This window comes from Pseudomonas sp. SK3(2021) (assembly GCF_016772375.1).
Classification (GTDB): domain Bacteria; phylum Pseudomonadota; class Gammaproteobacteria; order Pseudomonadales; family Pseudomonadaceae; genus Aquipseudomonas; species Aquipseudomonas chlororaphis_I.
Genome location: NZ_CP061943.1, coordinates 508,577 through 524,936 on the forward strand (window position 1 = coordinate 508,577; position 16,360 = coordinate 524,936).

The 16,360-nt window shown below is 63.8% G+C and carries 15 protein-coding genes; 14 read left to right on the plus strand and 1 reads right to left on the minus strand.

Annotated elements, in window-relative coordinates:
* Positions 1 to 70 precede the first annotated feature (70 nt).
* The 11 genes from IF690_RS02255 to IF690_RS02305 all read left to right on the plus strand — a co-directional run bounded on the left by IF690_RS02255 (position 71) and on the right by IF690_RS02305 (position 9,410).
* On the plus strand, positions 71 to 394 hold the full coding sequence (locus IF690_RS02255) for a hypothetical protein (RefSeq protein WP_023969973.1): 324 nt from the start codon (positions 71 to 73) through the stop codon (positions 392 to 394).
* A gap of 462 nt (positions 395 to 856) precedes the next feature.
* Positions 857 to 1,666 carry an energy transducer TonB gene (locus IF690_RS02260; RefSeq protein ID WP_202698678.1) on the plus strand — a complete coding sequence of 270 codons (810 nt, stop codon included), beginning with the start codon at positions 857 to 859 and terminating at the stop codon, positions 1,664 to 1,666.
* Between the two features lie 64 nt (positions 1,667 to 1,730).
* On the plus strand, positions 1,731 to 2,456 hold the full coding sequence (locus IF690_RS02265) for a MotA/TolQ/ExbB proton channel family protein (protein WP_202698679.1): 726 nt from the start codon (positions 1,731 to 1,733) through the stop codon (positions 2,454 to 2,456).
* 1 nt (position 2,457) lies between these two features.
* On the plus strand, positions 2,458 to 2,859 hold the full coding sequence (locus IF690_RS02270) for an ExbD/TolR family protein (RefSeq protein ID WP_202698680.1): 402 nt from the start codon (positions 2,458 to 2,460) through the stop codon (positions 2,857 to 2,859).
* A 328-nt stretch (positions 2,860 to 3,187) separates the two neighbouring features.
* The gene (locus IF690_RS02275; protein WP_025808481.1) at positions 3,188 to 3,769 is read left to right on the plus strand and encodes an alpha/beta hydrolase; all 582 of its coding nucleotides are present in this window, start codon (positions 3,188 to 3,190) and stop codon (positions 3,767 to 3,769) included.
* A 56-nt stretch (positions 3,770 to 3,825) separates the two neighbouring features.
* Complete coding sequence (locus IF690_RS02280) at positions 3,826 to 4,758, plus strand: sigma 54-interacting transcriptional regulator (protein ID WP_202698681.1); 933 nt, start codon at positions 3,826 to 3,828, stop codon at positions 4,756 to 4,758.
* Positions 4,759 to 5,068: 310 nt separating this feature from the next.
* On the plus strand, positions 5,069 to 5,851 hold the full coding sequence (locus IF690_RS02285; RefSeq protein WP_202698682.1) for a MetQ/NlpA family ABC transporter substrate-binding protein: 783 nt from the start codon (positions 5,069 to 5,071) through the stop codon (positions 5,849 to 5,851).
* A 596-nt stretch (positions 5,852 to 6,447) separates the two neighbouring features.
* Positions 6,448 to 7,113 (plus strand): amino acid ABC transporter permease, encoded by a 666-nt coding sequence (locus tag IF690_RS02290; RefSeq protein ID WP_202698683.1) that lies wholly within the window; start codon positions 6,448 to 6,450, stop codon positions 7,111 to 7,113.
* Positions 7,094 to 7,753 carry an amino acid ABC transporter permease gene (locus tag IF690_RS02295; RefSeq protein ID WP_202698684.1) on the plus strand — a complete coding sequence of 220 codons (660 nt, stop codon included), beginning with the start codon at positions 7,094 to 7,096 and terminating at the stop codon, positions 7,751 to 7,753. Before IF690_RS02290 ends, IF690_RS02295 begins: the two co-directional genes overlap by 20 nt.
* A complete protein-coding gene (locus IF690_RS02300) occupies positions 7,750 to 8,532 on the plus strand; it encodes an amino acid ABC transporter ATP-binding protein (protein ID WP_202698685.1) in 783 nt (260 codons plus the stop codon). Before IF690_RS02295 ends, IF690_RS02300 begins: the two co-directional genes overlap by 4 nt.
* Positions 8,529 to 9,410 carry a transporter substrate-binding domain-containing protein gene (locus tag IF690_RS02305; RefSeq protein WP_202698686.1) on the plus strand — a complete coding sequence of 294 codons (882 nt, stop codon included), beginning with the start codon at positions 8,529 to 8,531 and terminating at the stop codon, positions 9,408 to 9,410. Before IF690_RS02300 ends, IF690_RS02305 begins: the two co-directional genes overlap by 4 nt.
* A gap of 199 nt (positions 9,411 to 9,609) precedes the next feature.
* On the opposite strand, the gene IF690_RS02310 is transcribed toward IF690_RS02305, so the two are convergent.
* Positions 9,610 to 10,806 carry an AAA family ATPase gene (locus IF690_RS02310; RefSeq protein WP_202698687.1) on the minus strand — a complete coding sequence of 399 codons (1,197 nt, stop codon included), beginning with the start codon at positions 10,804 to 10,806 and terminating at the stop codon, positions 9,610 to 9,612.
* Between the two features lie 259 nt (positions 10,807 to 11,065).
* Here IF690_RS02310 and IF690_RS02315 point away from each other — a divergent pair, with 259 nt between their 5' ends.
* Genes IF690_RS02315 through IF690_RS02325 form a run of 3 tightly spaced genes read left to right on the plus strand, consistent with a single transcriptional unit; the run spans position 11,066 to position 16,289 of the window.
* The gene (locus tag IF690_RS02315; protein WP_202698688.1) at positions 11,066 to 12,160 is read left to right on the plus strand and encodes an efflux RND transporter periplasmic adaptor subunit; all 1,095 of its coding nucleotides are present in this window, start codon (positions 11,066 to 11,068) and stop codon (positions 12,158 to 12,160) included.
* Positions 12,157 to 13,227 carry an efflux RND transporter periplasmic adaptor subunit gene (locus IF690_RS02320; RefSeq protein WP_202698689.1) on the plus strand — a complete coding sequence of 357 codons (1,071 nt, stop codon included), beginning with the start codon at positions 12,157 to 12,159 and terminating at the stop codon, positions 13,225 to 13,227. The genes IF690_RS02315 and IF690_RS02320 overlap by 4 nt, the downstream gene beginning before the upstream one ends.
* On the plus strand, positions 13,224 to 16,289 hold the full coding sequence (locus tag IF690_RS02325; RefSeq protein WP_202698690.1) for an efflux RND transporter permease subunit: 3,066 nt from the start codon (positions 13,224 to 13,226) through the stop codon (positions 16,287 to 16,289). Before IF690_RS02320 ends, IF690_RS02325 begins: the two co-directional genes overlap by 4 nt.
* Positions 16,290 to 16,360: the final 71 nt, after the last annotated feature.

The following is a 16,360-nucleotide window of genomic DNA, read 5'->3' on the forward strand; positions in this document are numbered from 1 at the left end:
CTTGTTGTGAGTCTTCAGGAGAAACTCACGTTCATTGGACGATACTTCAACGACATAAGGAAACCGCATCATGTCGAGCATTAATGGAACTTACGTAAACTCCAACGCCGACGCCCGGCTGGTCGTGACCGACGGTAACGACTCCAACGGCTCCTTCAGCGGCGAGCTCACCCAGGCGGGTGTGAAGTACAGCGTCACCGGTCACTACCATTTCCAGAACAGCACCGGCCAGCCCACCATCATCAGTTTTTCCGCCTATAACGACGGCTATGGCTATCAGGCTTGGGCACTGTTCTCGCCAGATCACAATTACGCGCGGCTGCGGGCTTCGGGCGGGCGTACCAACTTCAGCGGTGATGTGGTCGGCCTGAGTGGCGAATTCCTCAAGCAGTAATATCCCAGGGAAATTCGTTGTATGGATAACGGCTCGATTTTAACGATCGAGCCGTTTTATATTCTTGAACTTCTATTGCTTTAAATAATTTTTTGGACTTTTGACCTTTCTGCCTAGTTTCGCCCGCCGTTAGCGCTTTTTCCTCTTTCTGATCTTTCCTGATCCTGTTTCGCGGATCACGGCGGTGTGTTCGCCAAGTCTTTAAGGATGTTTTTAATGCCTTTGGCGAATATTTCTAATACCTGAAAAGCATGCCTTCCGAGGCGTACCGCTGCAGCCCTTGATTGGCGCGGTTTTGCGCGAAAACTCAGGTTTCAATATTCACTTTTGATCTATTTATAACTTTAAAAATTACTTTCGGAGATAAGTGTCTGGCGCCAATCATTCAGCCCTCGACGCTGCTCCGAGGGAGTTCGCAGGTGCGGGTCGGGTTATTCGCAAAAGACTGCAGGGAGTTAATCAATGGGCAATGTCCAGACCGCCGCCAGGGCACATGAGGTGCTGTGGCGCCAGGCGCCGAGCGGCGATTTGGTCGACCTCGGCCGGCCGCATCGCTTGCCGCTGGGCCAGTTGCGCTTGCAGAAGGCACCCAAGGCCGGGCTGCGGCGGCGCGAGGCGATTGCGCTCGGGGTGATTGCCCTGCTGTTGCACGGTGCGGTGATCTACTGGATCAGCCAGAAGCCGACCCCGGTATTGCCGATCGTGCCACCGGAAATTCCGCCGATGACCATCGAGTTTTCCCGGCCGGCGCCGCCGCTGGTCGAGTCGCCGCCACCGCAACCGGTACAGCCGGTGGTGGAGCCACCGCCGCCGGTGGAGGACGAACTGGCGGTCAAGCCGCCACCGCCCAAGCCGATTCCCAAGCCGCAACCCAAGCCGAAACCGCTCCCCAAGCCTGAGCCCAAACCGGTCCAGCAACAGCCCGCGCCGCCACAACCGGCCGCGCCTGTCGCCACTCCGGCACCGCCCGCGCCACCGGCCCCGGTGCCCGTGACCGCGGCTTCGGCGAATGCCGCGTACCTGAAGAACCCGGCGCCGGAATACCCGTCGCTGGCCCTGCGTCGCGGTTGGGAAGGCACGGTGTTGCTGCGGGTGCATGTACTGGCCAGCGGCAAGCCCGGCGAGATCCAGATCCAGAAAAGCAGCGGTCGCCAGCCGCTCGATGACGCGGCGTTATCGGCAGTCAAGCGCTGGAGTTTCGTGCCGGCCAAGCAGGGTGATGTCGCCCAGGACGGCTGGGTCAGCGTACCCATCGATTTCAAGATTCATTGAGCCTGCGCCAGGCGCTATCGCGAGCACGCTCGCTCTTACAAGGGTCATACAGAGGGAAAAGAACATGACGTTATTGGCATCTCCACTCGAATCCATCGAAAGCGCGGTGATCTGGCTGCTGGCGGTCTTTTCCGTGGCCACCTGGGGCCTGGCCCTGCTCAAGGGCGCGCAGTTCGCCCGCCTCAAGGCCCAGGATCGCAAGTTCCATAAACAGTTCTGGGCCGCCTCCAGCCTCGACTCGGCGGCCGAACTCAGCGAAACCCAGCCCGGCGCCGCCGCTCGCGTGGCCCAGGCCGGCTACGCGGCGATCCAGGTCGGCGACACCGCGCACGCAGCGGACCTGAGCCAGGCGATCAATCATCAGGACCGCCTGGAGCGCGCCCTGCGCCAGCAGATCGTCCGTGAGCGGCGTTCGCTGGAAACCGGCCTGGCGGTGGTCGCCAGTATCGGCAGCACCTCGCCCTTCATCGGCCTGTTCGGCACCGTGTGGGGGATCATGGAAGCCCTGAAAGGTATCAGCGCGGCGGGCTCGGCGAGCCTGGAAACCGTGGCCGGGCCGATTGGTGCGGCGCTGGTCGCCACCGGCGTGGGGATCGCCGTCGCGGTGCCGGCGGTGCTGGTTTACAACTATTTCCTGCGGCGCCTGAAGCTGACCGCCGCCGACCTCGATGACTTCGCCCATGACTTCTACAGCCTGGCGCAGAAGAGTTCGTTCCGCGTGCTGATCCACCCGACCGCGCACAAGGCCGTGGCCCAGGGTGGCGTACAGAAAGTGAAGGAGGCGTCCTGACATGGCCTTCTCGACCCAGGACAGCGATGAGGTACTGAGCGAGATCAATGTCACGCCGTTGGTGGACGTGATGCTGGTACTGCTGGTGGTGTTCATCGTCACCGCGCCGCTGCTGACCAATGCGATTCCGATCAACCTGCCCAAGACCGAGGCCGTGGCGCCGGTGGAGCAGAAGGACCCGCTGGTGGTGAGCATCGACGGCGCCGGCAAACTCTTTATCAACAAGGACGAGATCCAGCCGGATCTTTTGGAAACCCATCTTCAGGCGGCCAAGGCCAAGGACCCGCAAGTGCGCGTGCAGTTGCAGGCGGACGACGGCGTCAACTACGGCGAAGTGGCCCGTGCCATGGCCTCCATCGAGCGTGCCGGTATCACCAGGCTGTCGGTGATCACCGCCCGCTGACCCAGTGTTGTAAGCCACGACTTTTCAGGCCGTCTCCTTGGCAGGGTGCGGCCTTTTTTTTGCCTGCGCTTTGGCCCCGCGCGGTTGCCTGGACGGACACCATCGCGAGCCAGCTCGCTCCTACAAAAGCCACGAAACTGTAGGAGCGAGCATCGCTCGCGATGCAGGCACTGCGGTTTGCCGGCCTGAACGCCAGCGTTCGTACAGCCTGGGTACAGGTTCTCCTTTATATTCTTTATGGGCCTTAATAAATAGCTTCTTATTCCTTAACGGATATAACTCTCGTCCCTATACTCGATCGGGAACAGACACGCAGGAGAGCTCCCCCATGCGCAACGAATCAATTCGCTACCTGATTGTGCCGGGCTGGCAAGGATCGCCAGAAGATCATTGGCAAAGCCACTGGCAGAACAGCCTGCCGAACAGTGCGCGGGTGGAGCAGGCCGACTGGCTGACGCCCCGGCGCGAAGACTGGGTCGCGGCGCTGGCCGAGGCGATTGCCGCCGACAGCACCCCAGTGATCCTGATTGCCCACAGCCTGGGCTGCATCACCGTCGCGCACTGGGCCGCCCATGCGCCGGTCAGTGCCTTGCGCCAGGTGCGTGGGGCGTTGCTGGTGGCGCCGGCGGATGTCGAGCGTCCGGCCTGCGCGCCGGCGCTGCGCAATTTCGCGCCGATCCCCAGCGACCTGTTGCCGTTCCCGAGCCAGGTGGTCAGCTCCGACAACGACAGCGCCATCAGTGCGCCGCGTGCCCTGGAACTGGCCCGCCACTGGGGCGCGGAGGCGGGGATCCTGTCCGGTGCCGGGCATATCAACGTCAAGTCCGGTCACCAGCGCTGGGAGCAGGGTTTCGCTTATCTCTACCGCCTGCAAAACCGCATGGAACAGCATTCCCTGCGCCGCGCCTGATTTTTTCTTTTTGTTAAACGCCCCCGCCTGCCAGCGGATTTGGGCGGGAGTCTGCCATGAGCCTGCATGAGTCTTTCGGTCAGCCGCTGTTGACCTTTCCCGATGCTGAAAAAAGCCCGCTGAGTATCCGCGCCAAGGCGCTGGTGTTCGTCGATCCCCGTTCGCGGCAGTTGCGCCAGGAGCTGGAACAGCTGGCGCCACGGGCGATCTCGGTGTTGATCCGCGGCGAAACCGGCAGCGGCAAGGAGCTGCTGGCCCGGCATATCCACCGCGCCAGCGACCGCAGCGGCCTGTTCGTGTCGGTCAACTGCGGCGCCATCAGCAAGGCCTACGCCGACGCCGAACTGTTCGGCTACGCTGCCGGTACTTTCAGCGGTTCGGCCAGCAGCCGCGCCGGCTGGTTCGGTTCGGCCAATGGCGGCACCCTGTACCTGGACGAGATCGGCGACTTGCCGCTGCCGATCCAGATCAAACTGCTCGCGGCCCTGGAAAACCATGAGGTGACCCGGGTCGGCGCCCATCAGCCGAGCCCGGTGGATGTGCGCCTGGTGGCGGCTACCAGCATCGACCTGGCCCAGGCGGTGGCGGCGGGCAAGTTCCATGAGCGGCTGTATCACTACCTGGGCGAGGGCCACCTGGAGCTGCCGGCGCTGCGCGAGCGGGTCGGCGACATCCTGTCGTTGGCCGAGTATTTCCTCGGTATCTACAGCCAGCGCCTGGACCTGCCGGTGCCGCTGATCAGCGAAGCCGCCCAGCAGGTGCTGGAGCAGTACAGCTGGCCGGGCAACACCCGCGAGCTGGAGAACGTCATCCACTTTGCCCTGCTGGTCAGCAGTGGCGAGGAGATCCTGCCGGAGCACCTGAACCTGCCGCCACAGCTGTCGCGGCTGGAACGGGTGGATCAACAATTGAAGGGCTTGATCGCGGACGGTTCCGCCGCCGAGTTGCAGGCGCTGAAGCACCTTCTTAAGCAACATGGTGTGATCTGATCACGCTCCCGCCCCTGTAGCCGCTGCCGCAGGCTGCGATAGGGCCGAAGGCCCTCCTGCGTCAACCAAATCGCCGCGACCGTTCCGGTCGTTCGCAGCCTGCGGCAGCGGCTACAGGGGCTTGTGGAGTGCCCCGGGTGCGGGCTAGAGCGGTCCGCTCCTGTATGAGCAAAATGGAATATCAACGTGAATAAAAGATATTGTTAAGGCATAAAAAATCCCGGTATTGTCCGCTCCACGCCAGAGATAGCACTTCGCTGGCACCTTCATTACAAAAGCCGTCGTCACTCACGACTCATAAGGACACTGCATGAAAAAGGTTCTGTTGTTCACCGCACTGGCGGCTGCCCTGGCTGCCGGTCTGGCCCAGGCTGGCGAGAAACTGGTAGTGGCGGCCACGCCAGTGCCGCACGCCGAGATCCTCGAGCTGATCAAGCCGACCCTGGCCAAGGAAGGCGTGGACCTGGAAATCAAAGTCTTCACCGATTACGTGCAGCCGAACGTGCAGGTCGACCAGAAGCGTCTGGACGCCAACTACTTCCAGACCCTGCCGTACCTGAAGAGCTTCAACGAAGGCAAAGGCACCAACCTGGTGACCGTGATCGGCGTGCACGTCGAACCTTTCGGCGGTTACTCGAAGAAAGTCAAAACCCTGGCCGAACTGAAAGACGGCGCGACCATCGCCATTCCGAACGAAGGCAGCAACAGCGGCCGTGCCCTGATCCTGCTGCAGAAGGCCGGCCTGATCGAGCTCAAGGACCCGAAAAACGCCCTGGCGACCCCGAAAGACATCGCCAAGAACCCGCACAACTTCAAGTTCAAGGAACTGGAATCGGCCCTGCTGCCGCGCGTGCTGGACCAGGTCGACCTGGACATGATCAACACCAACTACGCCCTGGAAGCTGGCCTGAACCCGGCCAAGGATGCGCTGGTGATCGAGGGTGCCGATTCGCCGTACGTGAACTTCCTGGTGTCCCGTCCGGACAACAAGGACAGCGCCGCCATCCAGAAACTGGCTAAGGCCCTGACCAGCCCGCAAGTGAAAGAATTCATCGCGAAGAAATATAGCGGCGCGGTATTGCCGGCCTTCTGATGGACTACGCTTAAGTCGTACAAACCCCTTCAAGGTTTAAGCGCCGATGGCTGTTACAGCATCGGCGTTTTTTATTGCCTGCGTTATGGGCGATGCGCTGTGTCAGCGAGGCCGCTATCGCGAGCAAGCTCGCTCCTACAGGTTTTGTGTCGTACGGGGTTTTGGCGCTTTTGTAGGAGCGAAGCTTGCTCGCGATCCAGGCGCCGCGGTGTATCGGCAGGGTCGTATATTCAGGAAGGCTTCATGGCCCGGCACAGGGCCTTCAGCCATTTGACGATGTCCTGCGGATCGAGAGGTTGCGGGGTATCGAGGTCGGTCATTGTTCTTATCGTCCTTGTAGGTGTCGGCCCGTTGGAGTCGGGTGCCGGTTGTCCATTCCTTGGGATCAGAAAAATCTCTGACGGCGTCAGAAAAGTAGCCGGCCCAGGCGCGCATGGCAAACCCCACAGGTTAGTTTTTTGGGTGATATCAATATGCTTTAACGGTATTTAAATTATTGTTTTTATAGCTTTAAAGTCGATGCCTGCCGGGTGGTTTACCCACCACCCAATGGACTGCACCACCGCCGCTGTACCCCAGCGGCGTCCAGGATTGCCATGACCCTCGACTACGCCTTTATCCTCAGTACGCTGCCGGCCTTCCTCAAGGCCGTGGGCGTGACCTTGCAGGTCGGCCTGATCGCCATCGCCACCTCCCTGCTGGTGGCCCTGATCAACGCCACGATCCTGGTGTTCCGCACCCCTTACCTGCAGCGCCTGATCGGGCTGTACGTGGAGCTGGCGCGCAACACCCCGCTGCTGATCCAGCTGTTCTTCGTCTACTTCGCCCTGCCGGCGCTGGGATTGAAGATTTCCGGGTTCGCCGCGGCGATCGTCACCCTGACCTTTCTCGGCGGTGCCTACCTCACCGAGGTGCTGCGCGCCGGCGTCGAAGCGGTGCCGACGGCCCAGTTGGAGTCGGGCCGCTCCATCGGCCTGTCGCACTGGCAGCTGCTGCGCCATGTGATCCTGCCGCAAGCCGGGATCCTCAGCCTGCCGTCGCTGTTCGCCAATTTCATCTTCCTGCTCAAGGAAACCACCGTGGTCTCGGCGGTGGCGGTGCCGGAGATTCTCTACACCACCAAGAGCTACATCGCCCTCTACTACAAGACTTATGAAATGCTCGCCGTGCTCACGCTGATCTGCGTGCTGCTGTTCTTGCCGCTGTCGCTGTTGCTCAGCCGTCTGGAAAGGAGGTTGCAGCATGGCCAGTTCGGGTCTTGAACTGCTCTGGGCGTCTTTGCCGCAACTGGGCAAGGGCGCCGCGCAGACCCTGTCGATCTCCCTGCTGAGCATCGCCTTCGGCACCCTCGGCGGCGTGCTCTACGGCGTGCTGCGGACCCTCGACCACAAATGGTTGAACGCCGTGCTGCGCCTCTACCTGGAGCTGTTCCGGGCGATCCCGGTGCTGGTCTGGCTGTACCTGTTGTTCTTCGGCTTCCCGATCTTCTTCGGCATCAGCATTCCCAGCTTCACCTGCGCAGTGCTGGTGCTGTCGCTGTGGGGCGCCAGCGAAGTCGGCGAGGTGGTGCGTGGCGCCCTGCATTCGCTGCCCCGTGGCCAGCGCGAGGCGGGGCTGTCGATCGGCCTGTCCGGCCCGCAGCTGTACGGCCATGTGCTGCTGCCGCAGGCGCTGAAACGCATGACGCCGCCGACCATCAACGTCTACACGCGGATCATCAAGACCAGCTCGCTGGCGGTGCTGATCGGCGTGGTGGACGTGATCAAGGTCGGCCAGCAGATCATCGAGCGCACCTACGAATCGGTGCTGATCTACGGTGCCCTGTTCCTGTTTTTCTTCTTTATCTGCTACCCGTTGTCGGCCGCCTCGCGCGTGCTGGAGCGGCGCTGGACGCAAGCATGAGCGCACTGATCGAGTTCCAGGGTTTCAACAAGTTCTTCGGCGAACAGCAGGTGCTCAAGGACATCGACCTCAAGGTCGCCCAGGGCGAGGTGGTGGTGATTCTCGGCCCCAGCGGCTGCGGCAAGTCCACCTTGCTGCGCTGCCTCAACGGCCTGGAAAAGGCCCACGGCGGCCACCTGAGGTTCGCCGGCCGCGAGCTGCTGGACAAGGCCACCGACTGGCGCCAGGTGCGCCAGGACATCGGCATGGTGTTCCAGAGTTACCACCTGTTCCCGCACATGAGCGTGCTCGACAACATCCTGCTCGGCCCGCTCAAGGTGCAGAAGCGCGACCGTCGCGAAGCCCGCGCCCAGGCCGAGGCGCTGCTCGAACGAGTGGGCCTTCTGGACAAACGCGATGCCTTCCCGCGCCAGCTCTCCGGCGGCCAGCAGCAACGCATCGCCATCGTCCGTTCGTTGTGCATGAACCCGCAGGTGATGCTGTTCGACGAGGTCACCGCGGCGCTGGACCCGGAAATGGTCAAGGAAGTGCTGCAAGTGATCCAGGGCCTGGCCCGGGACGGCATGACCCTGCTGATCGTCACCCACGAAATGGCCTTCGCCCGCGCGGTGGCCGACCGCATCGTGTTCATGGATGCCGGGCGCATCCTCGAACAACACCCTCCCGAGACCTTCTTTACGAACCCGCGGACCGCACGAGCGCAGCAGTTCCTGGAGAAATTCTCCTTCGTTGAAGCACTGCCCAAAAAGATCCCTGCAAAGGAACTGGAGCTCTTATGAAAACTGCCAAGTCTTCGCTACTGCTACTCCCGCTGTTCGGCCTCGCGCTGCTGGCCGGCTGCGATAAAACCACCGAGACACCCAAGCCCGCGGTCGGCGCCAGCGCTGCCCCGGCAGCCGGTTACCTGGACAAGATCAAGGCCCGCGACAAGCTGATCGTCGGCGTATTCACCGACAAGCCGCCGTTCGGTTTCGTCGACGAGACCGGTCGCTACGTGGGCTTCGATACCGATATCGGGCGGCAATTCGCCAAGGACCTGCTGGGCGACGAGAACAAGGTGGAGTTCGTCGCGGTGGAGCCGGCCAGCCGCATTCCGTTCCTGCAGAGCGACAAGGTCGACCTGATCCTGGCCAACATGACCGTCACCCCGGAGCGCAAGGAAGCGGTGGAGTTCACCAACCCCAACCTCAAGGTCGCGGTGCAGGCCCTGGTGCCGAATGGCAGCGAAGTGAAGAACCTGGATGACCTGGCGAGCCGCACCACCATCGTCACCACCGGCACCACCGCCGATATCTGGCTGACCAAGAACCACCCGGACTGGAAACTGCTGAAGTTCGAGAAAAACACCGAGTCCCTGCAGGCCCTGGCCAGCGGTCGCGGCGATGCCTATGCCCAGGACAACCTGATCCTGTTCAGCTGGTCCAAGCAGAACCCGGGCTACCGCGTACTGCCGCAGACCCTGGGGGAACAGGCACCGATCGCCCCGGCGGTGAAGAAGGGCAATATCGAACTGCGCGACTGGGTCAACGCCGAACTGGCCAGGCTGGGCGAGGACAAGTACCTGCTCAAGCTCTACGACCAGTACGTGCGCAAGGAACTGAGCGACGACACCCAGCCGCAAAGCGTGATTGTCGAAGGCGGCAAGTGGCAGGGGTGACAGTCGCCGCCTGATCCCTGTAGCCGCTGCCGTAGGCTGCGATCGACCGGAACGGTCGCGGCGACCCTCCTGACGCTGGAGGGCCTGCGGCCCTATCGCAGCCTGCGGCAGCGGCTACAGGGATTGCATTCGACCATGCCGGCAAGCATCGCCCGCACCCTGTGGGAGCGAGGCTTGCCCGCGATGCTTCTGAGGCCGCTCAATCCGGCCAATGCCATGCCGGCTCGTCGAGCATGCCCTGGCCGACGATTTCGGTCTGGCCGAAATTCTTCTCCAGCACGATGGAATTGCACTCAGGGTCCTGCTGCAGGGCGGCGATCAGCCGGCTGGCATGGGACACCACCCACACCTGGCACTGCCGCGAAGCCCGGATGATCAGGCGCGCCAAGGCCGGCAGCAGGTCCGGGTGCAGGCTGGTTTCCGGTTCGTTGAGCACCATCAGCGTCGGTGGCCGTGGCGTCAGCAGGGCGGCGACCAGCAGCAGGTAGCGCAGGGTGCCGTCCGACAGCTCCGCCGCCGACAGCGGCCGCAGCAAACCGTCCTGATGAAACTGCACGCCGAACAGCCCGCCCGGCACCGCATCGATCTCCAGCCGCGACCCGGGAAAGGCGTCGCTGATGGTCTCGCGCAACGCCTGCTGATCGCCCACCTCGATGATGGTTTGCAACGCCGCCGCCAGGTCGCGGCCGTCGTGGTGCAGCACCGGCGTGCGAGTGCCCAGCTGCGGCCGGCGCGCGGGGGCCTGGCTGTCGGTACGGAAGTGATCGTAGAAACGCCAGCCACGAATCTGCTCGCGCAAATGCAGGACTTCGGGCGACGAACGCAGGTTGCCGACCTGGTCGAACAGGCTGTCGCCGCTGGAGGTGTGCTGCGCCAGCACTTCCCACTGCCGCCCCTGGCGGGCCCGCACCATCGGTCCCTGGCGATCCACCAGCACACTGGCCGGGCGATACACCGGCCCGCTCCAGATGCTCTCGCGCTTGATCCGCGGGTCGAGGGTGAAGCGCGACGGAATCGGCATGCTATGCCCGGGCAGCATGAAATGACCGCTGGAGTCCGGCAGCCCCAGGCCGATCGAATAACCGAAATCCTCGCCGGTAAAGCCCAGCTGCAAACGCTTCACGGTTTTCCGTGGCCCGCCCTGGATCGCCACCTCGCCACGGCTCATGCGCCGGCTGATCTGTTCCGGCCCGGCCCAGAAGGTCGACTCCAGGCCGCCTTCGCTGGCCAGCGCATTGACCACCCCGCCCCGGGCGGTTTCCGCCAGCAGGCGCAGGGCCTTGTACAGGTTGGATTTGCCGCTGCCGTTGGGACCGGTGATCAGGTTCAGCCGCGCCAGCGGAATCACCAGTTTGTTGATCGAGCGGTAGTTGGCCACTGCCAGGGTCTTGAGCATCCCGGGGCTCCTTGTGCATGAAGGCGCAGTGTGCCTGATTTTTCCCTGAACCATCGCCCCCGCGGACCGTCCTTGTAGGAGCGAGCTTGCTCGCGATCAGGTTCGCAGAACCTGAAATCCCGCACGTCACGACGCCCTCGTTGCTCAGCCGATCAGCCGTTACGCATTTGTTCCGCAGCCCGCGTGCAGCGGTTGAACCCTGTTCTAAGCTCACAGTCGTATCGTCACCTGTACGATTGCATCGCGTGAAGGAGCCTGCATGGCTGGTCTCGAATCGAAGTGGATAGTGGGTTTGATGCTGGCGGCGCTACTGAGTGGTTGTGGTGCGGAGAAACCGACCGAAAAGGAGCGGCCGCGGGTGCGCGTGCAGCAGGTGCAGACCCGTGATTTCGCCGCGCAAGTGACCCTGACCGGCGATGTGCAGGCGCGGGTGCAGACCGAGTTGTCGTTCCGCGTCGGCGGCAAGATCATCCAGCGCCTGGTGGATGTCGGCGACCGGGTCACGGCCAGGCAGGTACTGGCCCGGCTCGACCCGAAAGACCTGCAGACCCATGTCGATTCCGCCGCCGCCTCGGTGTTCGCCGAGCAGGCGCGGGTCACGCAGGCCAGCGCGGCCTTCGTCCGCCAGCAGAAGCTCCTGCCCAAGGGCTACACCAGCCAGAGCGAATACGATGCCGCCCAGGCGGCGCTGCGCAGTAGCCAGAGCGCCCTGAGCGCGGCCCAGGCGCAGTTGGCCAACGCCCGCGAGCAACTGAGCTACACCGCGCTGGTCGCCGACGCGCCGGGGGTGATTACCGCGCGCCAGGCCGAGGTCGGCCAGGTGGTGCAGGCCACGGTGCCGATTTACAGCCTGGCCCGCGACGGCGAGCGCGACGCCGTGTTCAACGTCTACGAGGCGTTGCTGGTGGCCCCGCCAGAGGATGGCGTGATCAACGTCAGCCTGCTGGACAACCCGAGCATCAAGACCACCGGCAAGGTGCGTGAAGTCACCCCGGTGGTGTCGGCGCAGAGCGGCACGGTGCAGGTCAAGGTGGCCCTCGACGGCCTGCCGGCGGGCATGGACCTGGGCTCGGTGGTCGGCGCCAGCGTCCACACGGCCGGCCAGACCAGTGTCGAGCTGCCCTGGGCGGCGCTGACCAAGAACCTCAACGAACCGGCCGTATGGCGGGTGGACGAGGATGGCAAGACCACCCTGCACACCGTCACGGTGGGGCGCTACCAGACCGGCAAGGTGATCATCAGCGACGGCCTCAAGGGCGGCGAAAAAGTGGTGATCGCCGGTGGCCAGTTGCTGCACCCGGGGATGCTCGTCGAGATCGTTCCCGAGACCGACACCCACGGAGCCCAGCCATGAAGCGCCTGTCCCTGCTGTTGTGCGTCGGCCTGACGCTGGGCGCCTGTTCCAAGGAAGAACCGGCGCCCGAGCCGGTGCGCCCGGTGCTGTCGTTCGAGGTGCGTGCCGAGTCCGAGGAAAGCCTGGGGCGGTTCGCCGGCAGCATCCAGGCCCGCTATGAAACCAACCTCGGCTTCCGGGTGCCGGGGCGCATCGCCAACCGTAATGTCGATGTCGGTGCCGAGGTCGGCAAGGGCGCCTTGCTTGCCACCCTCGACCCCACCGATCAGCAGAACCAGTTGCGTTCCGCCCAGGGCGACCTGGCCCGGGTCGAGGCGCAATGGATCAATGCCCAGGCCAACGCCCGGCGTCAGCAGCAATTGTTTGATCGCGGCGTCGGCGCCCAGGCGCAACTGGACATCGCCCAGACCGACCTGAAGACCACCCGTGCTTCCCTGGAACAGGCCAGGGCCGCGGTCCGCCAGGCCCGCGACCAGCTCGCCTACAGCGAGCTGCGCACCGATCACGGCGGCGTGGTCACCGCCTGGAGCGCCGAGGCCGGCCAGGTGGTCAGCGCCGGCCAGCAGGTGGTGACCCTGGCCCGTCCGGACATCAAGGAAGCGGTGATCGACCTGCCGGCATCCCTGGTGGACCAGTTGCCGGCCGACGTGGTGTTCAAGGTCGCCTTGCAGCTCGACCCGAGCATCAACACCACCGCCATCGTGCGTGAAATCGAACCCCAGGCGCAGAGCGCCACCCGCACCCGGCGCTCGCGCCTGACCCTGACCGAAACCCCCGAAGCCTTCCGTCTCGGCACGGCCATCAGCGTGACCCTCAGCTCCGCCATCGTCCCGCGCACCGAGGTGCCGCTGTCGGCCCTGCAGGAGGTGGACGGCCAGACTCGGGTCTGGATCGTCGACCCGCAGGCACGGACCGTGGCGCCGCGGGAGGTCACGGTGCTCAGCCGCGACCATGATTCGGCGTTGATCGGCAGCGGGATCAAGATCGGCGAGCGGGTGGTGAGCGCCGGTGTGAACAGCCTCAAACCGGGGCAGAAAGTCAAAATCGACGAGGACAGCCCACGATGACGTCGGCCACCAAAGGAAGCTTCAATTTATCCGAGTGGGCCATCGAGCATCAGTCGTTCGTCTGGTACCTGATGTTCGTCGCCCTGTTGATGGGCGTGTTCTCCTACATGAACCTGGGGCGCGAGGAAGACCCGTCCTTCACCATCAAGACCATGGTCATCCAGACCCGCTGGCCGGGCGCGACCCAGGAGGAAACCCTCAAGCAGGTCACCGACCGCATCGAGAAAAAACTCGAAGAGCTGGACTCCCTCGACTACGTGAAAAGCTACACCCGCCCCGGCGAATCGACGGTGTTCGTCTACCTGCGCGACACCACCAGCGGCAAGGACATTCCCGAGATCTGGTACCAGGTGCGCAAGAAGATCAATGACATTCGCGGCGACTTCCCCCAGGGCCTGCAAGGGCCGGGGTTCAACGACGAGTTCGGTGATGTGTTCGGCTCGGTCTACGCCTTTACCGCCGACGGCCTGAGCATGCGCCAGCTGCGCGACTACGTGGAGCAGGTGCGCGCCGAGGTCCGTGAAGTGCCGAACCTGGGCAAGGTGGAGATGGTCGGCGAGCAGGACGAAGTCATCTACCTGAACTTCTCCACACGCAAGCTGGCGGCGCTGGGCATCGACCAGCGCCAGGTCCTGCAGAGCCTGCAAGCGCAGAATGCGGTGACCCCGGCCGGGGTGATCGAGGCCGGGCCGGAGCGGATTTCCGTGCGCACCTCGGGGCAGTTCGCTTCCGAGAAAGACCTGGCCACGGTCAACCTGCGGCTCAACGAGCGCTTCTATCGCCTGGCGGATATCGCCGAGATCAGCCGCGGCTACGTCGACCCTTCGACGCCGCAGTTTCGCTACAACGGCCAGCCGGCCATCGGCCTGGCGATCGCCATGAAGAAGGGCGGCAACATCCAGGACTTCGGCAAGGCCCTGCACGCCAGGATGGAGCAGCTCACCGCCGAGCTGCCGGTGGGCGTAGGCGTGCACACGGTGTCGGACCAGGCCGAAGTGGTGGAAAAAGCCGTCGGCGGCTTTACCAGCGCGCTGTTCGAGGCGGTGGTGATCGTGCTGGTGGTGAGTTTCGTCAGCCTGGGCATGCGCGCCGGGCTGGTGGTGGCGTGCTCGATCCCGCTGGTGCTGGCGATGGTCTTCGTCTTCATGGAATACAGCGGCATCACCATGCAGCGGATTTCCCTCGGTGCATTGATCATCGCCCTGGGCCTGTTGGTGGATGACGCGATGATCACCGTGGAGATGATGGTCACGCGCCTGGAGATGGGCGAGACCAAGGAGCAGGCGGCGACCTTCGCCTACACCTCCACCGCGTTCCCGATGCTCACCGGGACCCTGGTGACGGTCGCCGGCTTCGTGCCCATCGGCCTCAACGCCAGCTCCGCCGGCGAGTACACCTTCACCCTGTTCGCGGTGATCGCCGTGGCCATGCTGGTGTCGTGGATAGTCGCCGTGCTGTTCGCCCCGGTGATCGGCGTGCATATCCTCAGCACCAACGTGAAGCCCCATTCCGAGGAACCGGGGCGCATCGGCCGCGTCTTCAACGGCGGCCTGCTGTGGGCCATGCGCAACCGCTGGTGGGCCATCGGCATTACCGTCCTGGTGTTCGTGCTGTCGGTGGTCGGCATGCGCTTCGTGCAGAACCAGTTCTTCCCGTCCTCGGACCGGCCGGAGATTCTCGTCGACCTCAACCTGCCGCAGAACGCCTCGATCGCCGAGACCCGCAGGGCGGTGGATCGCCTGGAGGCGAGCCTCAAGGACGACCCGGACGTCCTGCGCTGGAGCACCTACATCGGCGAAGGCGCGATCCGTTTCTACCTGCCGCTGGACCAGCAACTGCAGAACCCCTATTACGCGCAGCTGGTGATCGTCAGCAAGGGCCTGGAGTCGCGCACGGCGTTGACCGAGCGCCTGAAAAAACGCCTGCGCGACGACTTCGTCGGCATCGGCAGCTACGTCCAGGCCCTGGAAATGGGCCCGCCGGTGGGGCGGCCGATCCAGTACCGGGTCAGCGGCAAGGACATCGACCAGGTGCGCAAGCACGCCATCGAGCTGGCCACCGAACTGGACAAGAACTCGCACATCGGCGAGATCATCTACGACTGGAACGAGCCGGGCAAAGTGCTGCGCATCGACATCGCCCAGGACAAGGCCCGCCAGCTGGGGTTGTCTTCGGAGGATGTGGCGCAGCTGATGAACAGCATCGTCAGCGGCTCCACCGTGACCCAGGTGCATGACGACATCTACCTGATCAATGTGGTCGGCCGGGCCGACGACAGCGAGCGTGGCTCCCCGGAAACCCTGCAGAACCTGCAGATCGTCAACCCCAACGGCACCTCGATTCCGCTGCTGGCCTTCGCCACCGTGGGTTACGACCTGGAGCAGCCGCTGGTCTGGCGACGCGACCGCAAGCCGACCATCACCATCAAGGCCTCGGTGCGTGATGAGATCCAGCCGACCGACCTGGTCAGGCTGCTCAAGCCGGATATCGACCAGTTCGCCGCCAGCCTGCCGGCCGGTTATTCGGTGGCCACCGGCGGTACGGTGGAGGAGAGCGGCAAGGCCCAGGGGCCGATCGCCAAGGTGGTGCCGTTGATGCTGTTCCTCATGGCGACCTTCCTGATGATCCAGCTGCACAGCGTGCAGAAGCTGTTCCTGGTGGCCAGCGTCGCGCCCCTGGGGCTGATCGGCGTGGTCCTGGCGCTGGTGCCGACGGGCACGCCCATGGGCTTTGTGGCGATCCTCGGGATTCTCGCGCTGATCGGCATCATCATCCGCAACTCGGTGATCCTGGTGACCCAGATCGACGAGTTCGAGCGCGCCGGTCATTCATCCTGGGATGCGGTGGTGCAGGCCACCGAGCACCGTCGCCGGCCGATCCTGCTGACCGCCGCGGCGGCCAGCCTGGGCATGATCCCCATCGCCCGGGAAGTGTTCTGGGGGCCGATGGCCTACGCCATGATCGGCGGCATCATCGTCGCCACCCTACTGACGCTGCTGTTCCTGCCGGCGCTGTATGTGGCCTGGTACAAGATCAAGGAACCGAAGAAAACCACGGCCTGAGATCGCGGTCCGTCCGGCAAACGCCATCGCGAGCAAGCTCGCTCATGCAGGTTTTACACAGCCCCTTGTAG

What these genes read in the sequence shown, in the direction of transcription:
- IF690_RS02255 (WP_023969973.1), top strand. Translation starts at nt 71, where the DNA reads ATGTCGAGCATTAATGGAACTTACGTAAACTCCAACGCCGACGCCCGG.
- IF690_RS02260 (WP_202698678.1), top strand. Translation starts at nt 857, where the DNA reads ATGGGCAATGTCCAGACCGCCGCCAGGGCACATGAGGTGCTGTGGCGC.
- IF690_RS02265 (WP_202698679.1), top strand. Translation starts at nt 1,731, where the DNA reads ATGACGTTATTGGCATCTCCACTCGAATCCATCGAAAGCGCGGTGATC.
- IF690_RS02270 (WP_202698680.1), top strand. Translation starts at nt 2,458, where the DNA reads ATGGCCTTCTCGACCCAGGACAGCGATGAGGTACTGAGCGAGATCAAT.
- IF690_RS02275 (WP_025808481.1), top strand. Translation starts at nt 3,188, where the DNA reads ATGCGCAACGAATCAATTCGCTACCTGATTGTGCCGGGCTGGCAAGGA.
- IF690_RS02280 (WP_202698681.1), top strand. Translation starts at nt 3,826, where the DNA reads ATGAGCCTGCATGAGTCTTTCGGTCAGCCGCTGTTGACCTTTCCCGAT.
- IF690_RS02285 (WP_202698682.1), top strand. Translation starts at nt 5,069, where the DNA reads ATGAAAAAGGTTCTGTTGTTCACCGCACTGGCGGCTGCCCTGGCTGCC.
- IF690_RS02290 (WP_202698683.1), top strand. Translation starts at nt 6,448, where the DNA reads ATGACCCTCGACTACGCCTTTATCCTCAGTACGCTGCCGGCCTTCCTC.
- IF690_RS02295 (WP_202698684.1), top strand. Translation starts at nt 7,094, where the DNA reads ATGGCCAGTTCGGGTCTTGAACTGCTCTGGGCGTCTTTGCCGCAACTG.
- IF690_RS02300 (WP_202698685.1), top strand. Translation starts at nt 7,750, where the DNA reads ATGAGCGCACTGATCGAGTTCCAGGGTTTCAACAAGTTCTTCGGCGAA.
- IF690_RS02305 (WP_202698686.1), top strand. Translation starts at nt 8,529, where the DNA reads ATGAAAACTGCCAAGTCTTCGCTACTGCTACTCCCGCTGTTCGGCCTC.
- IF690_RS02310 (WP_202698687.1), bottom strand. Translation starts at nt 10,806, where the DNA reads ATGCTCAAGACCCTGGCAGTGGCCAACTACCGCTCGATCAACAAACTG.
- IF690_RS02315 (WP_202698688.1), top strand. Translation starts at nt 11,066, where the DNA reads ATGGCTGGTCTCGAATCGAAGTGGATAGTGGGTTTGATGCTGGCGGCG.
- IF690_RS02320 (WP_202698689.1), top strand. Translation starts at nt 12,157, where the DNA reads ATGAAGCGCCTGTCCCTGCTGTTGTGCGTCGGCCTGACGCTGGGCGCC.
- IF690_RS02325 (WP_202698690.1), top strand. Translation starts at nt 13,224, where the DNA reads ATGACGTCGGCCACCAAAGGAAGCTTCAATTTATCCGAGTGGGCCATC.